Here is a 10,165-nt window from a genome sequence, read left to right as displayed (position 1 = left end):
CCCCCCCGGCCCTCCACCCCCCGGCCCCCGACCCCACACCCCCTCGCGCCGAACACGCCTCCACCCCGCGTCGAGAACGACCTGAGGGTCGTTATCGGGCGCGTAACGACCCTCATGTCGTGTTCGGCGCTGGGGCGGGGGACGGGGACGGGGACGACGAAGGCCCGGACCCCCTCGCGGGGTTCCGGGCCTTCGTGCGTGCTGACCGGGCCGGCAGCGGCCGGTCAGCGCGACGTCACTTGGCGACGGCCTTCTTGAGCAGGCTGCCGGCGCTGATCTTCACGCCGAAGCCGGCCGGGATCGAGATCTCCTCGCCCGTACGGGGGTTGCGGCCCGTGCGGGCGGCACGCTCGACGCGCTCGACGGACAGGAGGCCCGTGACCTTGACGGCCTCGCCCTTGCCCAGCGACTCGATGAGCACCTCCTGGAAGGCGTTGAGAGCCTTCTCGGCGTCCGCCTTCGACAGGTCGGCCTTGCTGGCGATGGCCGAGACGAGCTCGGACTTGTTGAGCGACATGCGAATCCCTTCTTCGGTTCACGACGCGCGGTGGTCACCACCCGTCGTCACGGTCTCAGTGTGCCAGCCGCGAGGCCGTGCACCGGGGACAACACTAGGGAACGCGCGGAGTTTCGCGCGACTTCTCGCGGTCTCCGGACGTCGCGTGTCTGCGCTCAGCCCTCCTCGTGCTCGTGGTCGTGGCCCTCGTGACCCTCCTCGGCGGACTCGTCGTGGGCGTGCTCGCCCTCCTCGTGGGCGTGCTCGTGGTCGTCGTGCGCACCGGCCGCGACCGGCTTCCCCGTGACGCCGGCGAGCTCGTTCGGCACGACGTCGAGGTCCGCGCTCTTCCACACCTCGCCGCCGACGTAGTCGACCGCGTGGATCGCGCGGCCGGCCGGGTCGGTGACGTACGCGATGCCGTCCTGGACGAGCAGCGCGGGCCGCGGCTCCTGCCACTCCTCGGGCTCCTCCCACGCGTCGACGACCGGGATGGACCGCACGACCGTGCCCGCCTCCGGGTCGATGACGTGCAGCGACCCGTCCGTGCCGAGCACGAGCGCCTCGCCCGCGTCGCCGCGGCCGAGGGAGCGGAACGTGTAGCTCGCGGGCAGGTCGACGAGGCGCAGGCTCGCGTCGCGCGTGTCGATGAGCGAGACGCGGGTCGGCCGCTCCAGCTCGGCGTCGGGGTCGGACTTGTAGTCGCCCAGGACGAACGGCGACTCCTCGCTGCCCGCCTGGTTGCCGATGCGCCCGTAGGCGTCCGGGGCCGCGACCTTGCTGATCGCGCCGGCCGCGACGACGACCGCGCCGTCCTCGCAGCCGATCACGACGGCCTCGTCCGCGGCCACGGCCTCGCCGTGCACGCCGGGGCACTGGTCGTTCGCCGCGACCTCCTCGCCCGCGGCGTCGAGCAGGCGGACGCCCGTGCGCGCGTCCTCGGTGCCCTCCGAGACGACGAGCGAGCCGTCGGACAGCTCGACCGCGACGCCGTGGTGCGCCTCGGGGGTGGTGAGGGTGCGCGCGTCGTCGATGCCGTGGGGGTCGGCCACCGCGGCGGAGTCGAGCACGGTGATCTCGCCCGTGCCGTCGTCGAAGAGCGCGGTGCGTCCCTCGTGCACGACGACGTGGCCCGGCTTCTCGGCCGCGTAGGTCACGTCCGTGAGGACGGGGTCGGCGGTGTAGTAGTGGTCGTGGTCGCCGTGCGGCTCGGCCCACGTGCCGGCGTCGAGCACCTGGAAGCCGCCGGACGTCGAGACGAGCAGGTGGCGCCCGTCGCCCGCGGGGTTGAGGCGGTTGAAGCCCGCGAGCTCGAGGTCGTCGACGACCTCGAGGGTCGTCGCGTCGAGGACCTGGACGCCGCCGTCGTAGGTGATCGCGAGGCGTGGCGTGAGCGCGGCCGCCTCGCTCACGTCCGAGGTGGCCGACGGCGCGGGCTCGGTCGCGTCGCCCTGCTCGCCCTCGGAGCCCGCCCCCTGCGCGCACGCCGCGACGAGCGTGAGCGGGAGGGCGAGGCCGAGCGCGAGGGCGAGCGGGCGCCGTCGGGCCCGCGCCCCGGGAGGGGCGTCACCGGAGGGGGGACTCGCCCCGGCGGGATCGGCGTGGGCGTCGGTCGGGTCGGGTGCGGTGTGGTGCATGCGTGGTCGGCCGCCCGCGATCCGGGCGGCCGCTCCTCTCCGGTGGTGGTGGGTGCGCGGGTCAGCCCTGACGGGCCTTCCAGCGCGGGTTGGCCTTGTTGATGACGAAGGTCTTGCCGTGGCGGCGCACGACCTTCGCCCCGGGCTTGTCCTTGAGCGAGCGGAGCGAGGCGCGGACCTTCATCGCGCACCCCCGCCCTGCGCGCCGCCGCGGGCGCCGTAGCGCTGGCGGAACTTCTCGACCCGGCCGGCGGTGTCCACGACGCGCTGCGTGCCCGTGTAGAACGGGTGGCTCGCGCTCGAGATCTCGACGTCGACGACGGGATAGACGTTCCCGTCCGTCCACGTCACGGTCTCGCGCGGGACGCCCGGGCCCTGCGGGTGGTCGCCCGCGAGGGTCGAGCGGGTGAGGAACGAGAAGTCGGCGGACTTGTCGCGGTACACGACGGGCCCGTAGACGGGGTGGATGTCCTTCTTCATGGTGGTTCTCCTCGCTGGGCCGGTGACGGGTGGGGGGCCGCCGAGCAGGGCGGCCGCCGTCACCAGCTCGACTTCGTGACTCCGGGCAGCTCGCCGCGGTGCGCCTGCTGGCGCAGGCGGACGCGGGAGAGCCCGAACTTCCTCAGGTAGCCGCGCGGGCGGCCGTCGACGACGTCGCGGTTGCGCACGCGCGTGGCGCTCGCGTCGCGGGGCTGGCGCTGGAGCTCGAGCACCGCGGCCGCCCTCTCCTCGGACGAGGAGGACGGCGACGCGACGACGCGCTTGAGCTCCGCGCGGCGCTCGGCGTAGCGGGCGACGACCTCGACGCGCTGGTCGTTGCGCGCGACCTTGGACCGCTTCGCCATCAGCGCTCCTCGCGGAAGTCGACGTGGCGGCGGACGACGGGGTCGAACTTGCGCAGGACCATGCGGTCGGGGTCGTTGCGGCGGTTCTTGCGGGTCACGTAGGTGAACCCGGTGCCGGCGGTGGACCGGAGCTTGATCACGGGACGGAGGTCGGTGCGGGTAGCCATCAGAGCTTCTCCCCTCGGGCGAGGATCCGCGCCACGACGGCGTCGATCCCCTGGCGGTCGATGGTCTTGATGCCCCGGGCGCTGACGCGCAGGGTCACGTGGCGGCCCAGCGACGGCACCCAGTAGCGCTTCTTCTGGATGTTCGGGTCGAAGCGACGCTTGGTCCGCACGTGGGAGTGCGAGATCGCGTGGCCGAACCCGGGAGCGGTGCCGAGCACCTGGCAGACGGCGGACATGGCAGTTCCTCTCGGGGTCGGGTGAGGCGACGGGAGACGACACTAGATAGTGAGAATCATTCCCGTCAAGACGCTATGCTGACCCGCTGTCGAGAACAGTTCTCAGGAGCGGGTTGTTCCCGGTACCGGCCGCGAGGTCGCGCCGGACGCCCCAGACCACGGATCGGAGCGCTTCATGCCCTTCTCGTCACCCTCCCCGTCGGGGGCCTCGCCGGACGACGCGCACGACGTGACCTCGGATCCCGGAGACCCACGCGTCGCGCTGAGCGTCCTCGCGACGATCGACCCCGTCCTGCGCGACAGCGCGGTGTTCGGGCTCGTCGTCGGGGCGCCGCGTGTCGTCGCGCTCCGGCACGACATCCGGGCGAGCGAAGGCGCGCTGCGCCGGGTCGTCGTCGACGCGACCGGCGTGATCGAGGACGAGGTCGTGCCGCTCGAGCACGCGTGCCTCTCGTGCGCGGTACGCGAGGACGCCGTCCCTGCGCTGCGCCGGCTCGCCGCCGACGGCCGGTGGGACCACGTCGTGCTCGCGCTGCCCGTCGCCGCAGAGTCGCTGCCCGTCGTCCGGGCGCTCGCCGCGCAGGCCACGCCCGGCAACGAGCTCGAGCGCCTCCGCCTCGCGACCGTGCTCGCCGTCGCGGACGTCGACACGCTCGAGCACGACCTGCTCGACGACGACCTCGTCGCCGAGCGCGGCGTCGGGCTCACCGAGGACGACCAGCGCGCGGTCGGCGAGGTGCTGGCGGCCCAGCTCGAGCACGCCGACCTCGTCGTGACGACGGGCGACCTCGCGGGCGCGGCCACCGGGTCCGGGCTCGTCGACCGCCTCCGAGGCGTCGGCACCCGACGGGTCGACGGGCTCCACGCGCTCGCGGCCGACGACCTCGCGCGGCACGCCCACGACCCCGCCGCCGGCGAGCGCCGCGCCCACCCGCTCGGCGTGCGGGGCCCGCTCCCCCGGCACGACACGCCGGTCGACGACCGGAGCTGGACCGTCGAGCTGTGGTCCGCGCGCCCCTTCGACCCCGAACGCCTGCTGCGCCGAATCGAGGACCTCGGCACCGGCCGGGTCCGGTCGCGCGGGGTGTTCCACGTCGCCAACCGCCCCGACTCGCTGTGCGCGTGGGACGGCGCCGGCGGTCAGCTCTGCATCGGCACGCTCGGCACGTGGGACGACGCGACCACCGCCGAGGGTCGGCCCGTCGAGCCGCACACACGGGTCGTCATCGTCGGGGCCACGCCCGACGGCGAGGGTGACGGCGACGACGAGCGCGGCCGCCTCCTCGACGCGTTCCGCGACGTGCTCGCGACGCCGGACGAGCTCGCCGACGGCGGCCTGCGCTGGCTCGGCCGTACCGATGTCCTCGCGCCCTGGCTCGGAGCGCGCAGCGACGCGGTGTGACGACGGGCGCGTCGCGCACGCGGACGCGGCCGAGAGATCACCGGCGACGCCGCTCCCCTGCCCGGCTCAGCGGCCACCTGCCACGCGCAGCGTCTCCCCGGTGACGTACGACGCGTCGTCCGAGAGCAGGAAGGCCACGGCGGCGGCGACCTCCTCCGGCGAGCCCACGCGCCCCCACGGGTGCGCCGCCGCGGCGCGGCGTGCCCGGTCGGCGTCGCCGGCGTCCGCGTGGATACCGGTCTCGATCAGCCCGGGCGCCACCCCCACGACCCGGATCCCCTCCCCGAGGACCTCGTGCGCGAGACCCTTCGTCAAGGCGTCGACGCCGGCCTTCGCCGCGGCGTAGTGCACGTACTCGCCGGGCGACCCGAGCGTCGCCGCCGCGGACGAGACGTTGAGGAGCACGCCGCCGTGCCCGCCCCGCGCGGTGCTCATCGCCCGCACGGCCGCGCGCGCCACGAGGACGGCGGCCGTGAGGTTGAGGTCGACGACCCGGCGCACGACGTCGGCCGGCGTGTCCGCGAGCGCGCCGATGTGGAGGGTCGCCCCGGCGTTGTTGACGACTCCCGTGAGCGCGCCGAGCTCCGCCGCCGCGGCGAAGATCTCCTCGACGCCGGTGTCGGTGGTGAGGTCGGCACGCACCACGGCGCATCGCACCCCCCGCGCGGCCACCATGGCGCGCGCCTCCGCCGCCGCGGCGTCGTCGCGGGCGTAGCCGAGCAGGAGGTCGTGCCCGGCGGCGGCGAGCCGGAGGGCGACGGCCGCCCCGATGCCGCGGGTCCCGCCCGTGACGAGCGTCAGTCGAGAGGTCATGGCGTCACGCTACGACGCACGACGACCGCCCCTCGACGAGCGAGGCGCCCGGACCATCACCCGACGACGCGGCGGACCAGCTCGTCGACGCGACGTTCGTAGTTCTCGGCGGAGAACCGGCCCGCGCGCTGCAGCGTCGCGACCCCGTGCATCGCGCCCCAGACGACCTCGGCGGCTGTCCCCACGTCCGACGGCGGCCGGTCGAGCGCGAGGAGCGTGTCGACGATGGCGTCGAACCCCTCGCGCATCGCGCGCGGCGTCTCGTCCGAGGCGAACGCGGCCCCGATCGGCAGGTGGAACATCGCCTCGTACGTCGCGGGGTGGCGCGCGGCGAAGTCGAGGTACGCCACGACCAGCGCGCGGGCCCGGTCCTCGCCGCCCGCACCCCCGCCGGGCTGCGGACGGGCCGCGGCGAGCGCGGCCGCGAGCTCGTCGAAGCCGAGCAGCGCCACGGCCGTGACGATCTGCGACCTGCCCTCCGGGAAGTGCCCGTAGAGGACGGGCTGGCTGTACCCGATCGCGTCCGCGAGCCGGCGCGTGGTGACGGCCTCCCACCCCTGCTCCTCGGCGAGCACGCGCGCCGCCGCGACGATCTGCGCTTCCCGCTCTTCGAGGAGCCGTGCCTTGCGCGCTGCTGCCGGTGTGCTCATGTCATCGAGTCTAGCGCCGCTAGATTGTCTGTGCTAGTTTTCCTAGCGTTGCTAGATTCCATGGATCGAAGGAGCCGGACATGCAGTGGTTGCCGATCGTCGCAGTGGTGGTCGTGGGGCTGATGGTGGGGGTCGAGGTGTCGGTCGCGTTCGTCATCAACCCGATCGTCGACCGGCTGCCGGGGAACGCCGGCCTGCTCGCCCGGGCCGACGGCGGGCGGATGCTCGGGCGGGCGATGCCGTTCTGGTACTTCGGGTCGCTCGCGCTCACCGCAGCGACCGCCCTCGTGCTGCCCAGCGGCGGGTGGGCAGCCTGGGCCGCCGCCGCCCTCCTGGCCCTGAGCGTCGTCCTGTCGGTCGCCGTGCTCGTGCCCATCAACAACCGCGGCAAGACGTGGACCCCCGAGACGGCGCCCGCCGACTGGCGCGAGCAGGCCCACCGCTGGGACCGGTACCACCTCGTCCGGATCGTGTTGCTCGTCGCGGCGTTCACCCTGCTGGCCGTCGCGGTCGCCGCCTGACCTCGCGACCGACCGAGCCTCGCCCCGGAGGACGGCACGGGGCACGGTACGGGGCCGGACACAGAGGAACCGGTGGCGATCCGCCGCGAGAGCTCCCCCCAGCGAAGCTCTCGTCGCGGACCGCCACCGGTCCAGGTGTCGCCGCGTGACCCGTCGCGGCGACGTCCCCCACCAGTGCAAGAGGCTGTGGGTTCATGTTCAGGACGTTCACGAACAGTGATCTGAATCACAGTACGTCCGACCGCTGCCCGCCGCGCGGGCAGCGGGGCGCTCAGGTCGTCGGCAGACGGCGCCGCACCGCCCACCCGCCGGTAACCCCGACCACCACGGCGCCGACCACGACGGCCGCGACGAGGGGCGCCGTCGGCGTCGGGGACGCCCCCGCCGCGACGGGCGCGGGGGCCAGCGACGCCGCCGTCGCGACGAAGGTCGGCGCGGGGCGTGCGCCGGACGGGTCGGTGTCCGTCCACGCGTACGACGCCCCCGACGGGCACTCCTGCACGGCGGGGAAGACGAACGCCTGCCCGACGTCGCCCGTGACCCGGACGTCGAGTGTGAAGGCCGCGCGCTCGCCGTCGGGCACGGGCTCGCCGGACCATGCCACCGCGTCGTCCGTCACGTCGGAGGTCCAGCTGTCGGGCTGTCCCGCCGCGAGCGCCTCGACGCCCTCGGGGAGGGTGACGCGCAGCGCGTCGGTGGGCTCGCCGTCGCACCCGTGGTCGAACGTGAAGGTGAGCGTCGACGTGCCGTCTCCGTGGGGCTCCACGGTCTCGATGAGCACGTGCGCGGCCGCCGGTCCGACCGCCAGGACCGCCAGGGCACCGGTGGTGACCGCGACGGCGACGAGGCGGGACGCGCGCCGGGCGGCCCGATGGTGACGGGTCATGAGGACACCTCCACGGGGATCTCGACGATCGGGTTCTCGTACTTGGACGTCCGGACGCTCACGCGGAGGGTCCAGTCGCCGGCCATCGGCAGGTCGAGCGTCGCCTCGTACGCGCCCGTCCCGGTCTGCGTGAGGGGCCGGGTGAAGGGCCCGAGCGCAGGGTCGGCGAGCGTCGTGGACAGCTCGGGCACGGCGACGGGCTCCAGGGGTTGCCCGTCGGCGTCGAGCAGCTCGATCTCGAGCGCGTTGACCCCGACCCGGCCGGGCGTGACCCGCGCGCGGAGCGTCCCGTCGCCGAGCGCCTCGACCACCTCGACAGCCGGTGTCGTGGCCTCCTGGGCGGACGCGTCCGACGCTGCGACCGGGCTGCGCGACACGAGCACTCCCGTCACCACGAGCACGAGCACGAGCAGCACCGCCTCCGCCGCGACCGTCCGGCCGAGCCGACGGCGCGCGGTCGCCCCGGTCGTCCCGCCCACCGGCCGTGCGCCGCGCCCGCCGGGACCGCCGTCGGCCACGACCGCCGGGACGAGCCGGTAGCGGTTCCAGGCCGCGACACCGACGAGGCACAGCGCGACGCCGACCTTGACGAGCAGGGTCTGGCCGTAGGTCGTCGACACGAGGGCGTCGAGCGTCCCGAGGATGCGCCACCCCAGGACGGTCCCGGTGACGGCGAGCGCGAGGACGACCCACGCGCCGAGCGCCGAGAACCGTGCCACGGTGACCGCCGCCCGCCGCGCGTCGACGCGCGCGGAGGGCGCGAGCACGAGCGCGAGCCCGACGACGCCGCCGAGCCACACCGCCCCGGCCACGACGTGGAGCGCGTCCGCCGTGACGACGAGCCACGGCGGGCCGAACGTGCGCGTGTGCCCCACGAGCACGAGCGAGCCCAGCGCCAGGGCCGCCGCGCCGAGCACGACGCCGGCGGGCCACGCCGCGCGGGTCTCGCGCGCCGCGCGCGGCGCGAGCAGGGTGGTGGCGAGGAGCCCGGCGAGGCCGAGCGCCCCGGCGAGCGTGGAGTCGGTCGCGAGGCCCGCCGCCCAGGTCGCGGGGTCGAGGAGGGCCCCCAGCCCGCCGCCGGCCTGCCAGGCCGGGGTGAGCGGGACCCCGAGCACGATCCCTGCCGCCGCGGCGACGAGCGCCCCGCGGCGCACGCGCTGCAGGCGGCGCCGCAGGACCGGCGCGGCACCCGGCGAGACGTGCAGCACGAGGAGCTCGAACCCGACGAGGCCCGCGACGAGGAACGTCCCCGCGTAGACCGCGGCCTGGTCGAGCGCGCGGACGGCGACGAGCGCCGCCGTCGGCTCGGCCACGCGCGCCTCGACCGCGGTGGCGCTCGGCGCGCCCACCGAGAACGTGAAGGCGCCCGCCACGGGGTGGGTGTCGAGGGACACGACGCGCCAGCTCACGACGTACGTGCCGTCGTCGAGCGTCGTGGCCGGGGTGACGACGAGCGCGTCGTCGACCGCGGCGACTTCCACGTCGACGGGCGAGCCGTCGGCGGCGAGGACCGTCGTCCCGCCGGCCACGACCTGGACGGGCTCGTTGAAGGTGATGGTCAGCGCGTCGGGCGGCGCGTCGAGGACGGTGCCGTCCCGGGGGTCCGTGCCCACGAGGACGGCGTGGGCCGCGGCCGGGCCGCTCGCGAGGATCGCGAGCAGGACCGCGGCCGCGGCACCGACGACGACGGCCACCACCCGGCGCAGCGCCGAGGGGCGGCCCACCGGTCAGGCCTTCGGACGCGAGCGCACGAACCCGAGCGCCCCGAGCACGAGGCCCGCCGCCGCGAGGACGAGCGCCGTCCAGGTGAGCGCGGCGGGCGCGCCGTCGGAACCGTCCGCCGGCTCCGCGGACGCCGCACCGTCGGCTGCCGAGCCGTCCGACCCCGCGGCGTCGTCCGCGACGGTCTCGGCCGGGGCGTCGTGCCCGTCGCCCTCGGCGGCCGTCAGCTCGAACAGCGGCGCGGGCAGCTCGAGGTCGTGCCCGTCCTCGCCGTCGGCCGGGACCTGCACCCAGGCGCTCTCGCCCTCGGCGCACTCCTGGACGGTCGGGAAGACGAGCGTGTCCCCTGCTGCGTCGGGGAGCTTGAGCGAGAGCACGAGGGCGTCGCGGTAGCCGTCGGGCAGCGGGGCCTTCGCGGTGTACACGACCTCGGCCACGCGCTCGGTGTACTGGCCGCCGTGCCCGTCGTCGACCGGCTCGTCGAGGGCCGCCATGACCTTCTCGACGTCCCAGCCGGGGTTGACGGTGGGCGTCACGGTGACGACCTGCTCGGGGACCTGGATGGAGACCTTCGTGGTCGGCGAGTCGCCGCAGCCGTGCGGGACACCGAACGTGAGCAGCGCGTACGCGCCCGCGTCGGTCGTGTCCGGGATGACGGTGACGTGGGCGGCCGCGGCGCCCGCGCCGACGACGACGAGCCCGGTGGCGAGGGCGGAGGCGCCGAGGGCGCGCAGGGTCTTTCGCATGGTGGTGCCTTTCGGGGAGAGGAGGACGGTAGGCCCCGGCGCGC

14 protein-coding genes are annotated in these 10,165 nt (G+C 75.3%); 2 read left to right on the top strand and 12 right to left on the bottom strand.

What is annotated here, in order from left to right; translation table 11 throughout:
• Positions 1-235: 235 nt before the first annotated feature.
• From CCE02nite_RS01585 to rpmB, 7 genes are all read right to left on the bottom strand, one after another.
• Positions 236-517, bottom strand: coding sequence for an HU family DNA-binding protein (locus CCE02nite_RS01585; protein WP_087470693.1), 282 nt, complete (start codon positions 515-517; stop codon positions 236-238).
• Positions 518-672: 155 nt separating this feature from the next.
• Entirely contained in the window at positions 673-2,133 is a 1,461-nt protein-coding gene (gene aztD / locus CCE02nite_RS01580) for a zinc metallochaperone AztD (RefSeq protein ID WP_255318569.1), read from the bottom strand.
• Between the two features lie 61 nt (positions 2,134-2,194).
• Entirely contained in the window at positions 2,195-2,317 is a 123-nt protein-coding gene (gene ykgO, locus CCE02nite_RS01575; protein ID WP_047231790.1) for a type B 50S ribosomal protein L36, read from the bottom strand.
• The gene (locus CCE02nite_RS01570) at positions 2,314-2,613 is read right to left on the bottom strand and encodes a type B 50S ribosomal protein L31 (RefSeq protein WP_141387513.1); all 300 of its coding nucleotides are present in this window, start codon (positions 2,611-2,613) and stop codon (positions 2,314-2,316) included. The genes ykgO and CCE02nite_RS01570 overlap by 4 nt, the downstream gene beginning before the upstream one ends.
• A gap of 59 nt (positions 2,614-2,672) precedes the next feature.
• Entirely contained in the window at positions 2,673-2,978 is a 306-nt protein-coding gene (rpsN, locus tag CCE02nite_RS01565) for a 30S ribosomal protein S14 (RefSeq protein ID WP_064316465.1), read from the bottom strand.
• Complete coding sequence (rpmG, locus tag CCE02nite_RS01560) at positions 2,978-3,145, bottom strand: 50S ribosomal protein L33 (RefSeq protein ID WP_021483268.1); 168 nt, start codon at positions 3,143-3,145, stop codon at positions 2,978-2,980. Before rpmG ends, rpsN begins: the two co-directional genes overlap by 1 nt.
• On the bottom strand, positions 3,145-3,381 hold the full coding sequence (gene rpmB / locus CCE02nite_RS01555; protein WP_021483267.1) for a 50S ribosomal protein L28: 237 nt from the start codon (positions 3,379-3,381) through the stop codon (positions 3,145-3,147). The genes rpmG and rpmB overlap by 1 nt, the downstream gene beginning before the upstream one ends.
• Before the next feature lie 229 nt (positions 3,382-3,610).
• Between rpmB and CCE02nite_RS01550 the strand changes: the two genes are divergently transcribed.
• Positions 3,611-4,783: a CobW family GTP-binding protein gene (locus CCE02nite_RS01550; RefSeq protein ID WP_255318568.1), complete on the top strand. Its 1,173-nt coding sequence runs from the start codon at positions 3,611-3,613 to the stop codon at positions 4,781-4,783.
• 66 nt (positions 4,784-4,849) lie between these two features.
• On the opposite strand, the gene CCE02nite_RS01545 is transcribed toward CCE02nite_RS01550, so the two are convergent.
• Both CCE02nite_RS01545 and CCE02nite_RS01540 read right to left on the bottom strand, forming a co-directional pair.
• Positions 4,850-5,596: an SDR family oxidoreductase gene (locus CCE02nite_RS01545; RefSeq protein ID WP_141387509.1), complete on the bottom strand. Its 747-nt coding sequence runs from the start codon at positions 5,594-5,596 to the stop codon at positions 4,850-4,852.
• A 56-nt stretch (positions 5,597-5,652) separates the two neighbouring features.
• A complete protein-coding gene (locus CCE02nite_RS01540) occupies positions 5,653-6,246 on the bottom strand; it encodes a TetR/AcrR family transcriptional regulator (RefSeq protein WP_141387507.1) in 594 nt (197 codons plus the stop codon).
• An 80-nt stretch (positions 6,247-6,326) separates the two neighbouring features.
• On the opposite strand from CCE02nite_RS01540, the gene CCE02nite_RS01535 reads away from it, so the two are divergent.
• Positions 6,327-6,767 (top strand): anthrone oxygenase family protein, encoded by a 441-nt coding sequence (locus CCE02nite_RS01535; protein WP_141387505.1) that lies wholly within the window; start codon positions 6,327-6,329, stop codon positions 6,765-6,767.
• A gap of 271 nt (positions 6,768-7,038) precedes the next feature.
• Here the strand turns inward: CCE02nite_RS01535 and CCE02nite_RS01530 are convergent, their stop codons facing one another.
• The 3 genes from CCE02nite_RS01530 to CCE02nite_RS01520 are packed head-to-tail and all read right to left on the bottom strand — an operon-like array spanning position 7,039 to position 10,121.
• Entirely contained in the window at positions 7,039-7,653 is a 615-nt protein-coding gene (locus tag CCE02nite_RS01530) for a DUF1775 domain-containing protein (protein ID WP_141387503.1), read from the bottom strand.
• Positions 7,650-9,377, bottom strand: coding sequence for a copper resistance CopC/CopD family protein (locus CCE02nite_RS01525; protein ID WP_141387501.1), 1,728 nt, complete (start codon positions 9,375-9,377; stop codon positions 7,650-7,652). Before CCE02nite_RS01525 ends, CCE02nite_RS01530 begins: the two co-directional genes overlap by 4 nt.
• Positions 9,378-9,380: 3 nt before the next feature.
• Complete coding sequence (locus CCE02nite_RS01520) at positions 9,381-10,121, bottom strand: YcnI family copper-binding membrane protein (protein ID WP_141387499.1); 741 nt, start codon at positions 10,119-10,121, stop codon at positions 9,381-9,383.
• Positions 10,122-10,165: the final 44 nt, after the last annotated feature.

The organism is Cellulosimicrobium cellulans (assembly GCF_006539945.1).
Classification (GTDB): Bacteria; Actinomycetota; Actinomycetes; order Actinomycetales; family Cellulomonadaceae; genus Cellulosimicrobium; species Cellulosimicrobium cellulans.
The sequence above is the reverse complement of the archived record's forward strand: the minus strand, read 5'-3'. Positions and strand labels throughout refer to the sequence as shown.

Bases quoted from the DNA above. Each gene is read 5' to 3' on its own strand.
- CCE02nite_RS01585 (WP_087470693.1), bottom strand. From the start codon at position 517: ATGTCGCTCAACAAGTCCGAGCTCGTCTCGGCCATCGCCAGCAAGGCC.
- aztD (WP_255318569.1), bottom strand. From the start codon at position 2,133: ATGCACCACACCGCACCCGACCCGACCGACGCCCACGCCGATCCCGCC.
- ykgO (WP_047231790.1), bottom strand. From the start codon at position 2,317: ATGAAGGTCCGCGCCTCGCTCCGCTCGCTCAAGGACAAGCCCGGGGCG.
- CCE02nite_RS01570 (WP_141387513.1), bottom strand. From the start codon at position 2,613: ATGAAGAAGGACATCCACCCCGTCTACGGGCCCGTCGTGTACCGCGAC.
- rpsN (WP_064316465.1), bottom strand. From the start codon at position 2,978: ATGGCGAAGCGGTCCAAGGTCGCGCGCAACGACCAGCGCGTCGAGGTC.
- rpmG (WP_021483268.1), bottom strand. From the start codon at position 3,145: ATGGCTACCCGCACCGACCTCCGTCCCGTGATCAAGCTCCGGTCCACC.
- rpmB (WP_021483267.1), bottom strand. From the start codon at position 3,381: ATGTCCGCCGTCTGCCAGGTGCTCGGCACCGCTCCCGGGTTCGGCCAC.
- CCE02nite_RS01545 (WP_141387509.1), bottom strand. From the start codon at position 5,596: ATGACCTCTCGACTGACGCTCGTCACGGGCGGGACCCGCGGCATCGGG.
- CCE02nite_RS01540 (WP_141387507.1), bottom strand. From the start codon at position 6,246: ATGAGCACACCGGCAGCAGCGCGCAAGGCACGGCTCCTCGAAGAGCGG.
- CCE02nite_RS01535 (WP_141387505.1), top strand. From the start codon at position 6,327: ATGCAGTGGTTGCCGATCGTCGCAGTGGTGGTCGTGGGGCTGATGGTG.
- CCE02nite_RS01530 (WP_141387503.1), bottom strand. From the start codon at position 7,653: ATGACCCGTCACCATCGGGCCGCCCGGCGCGCGTCCCGCCTCGTCGCC.
- CCE02nite_RS01520 (WP_141387499.1), bottom strand. From the start codon at position 10,121: ATGCGAAAGACCCTGCGCGCCCTCGGCGCCTCCGCCCTCGCCACCGGG.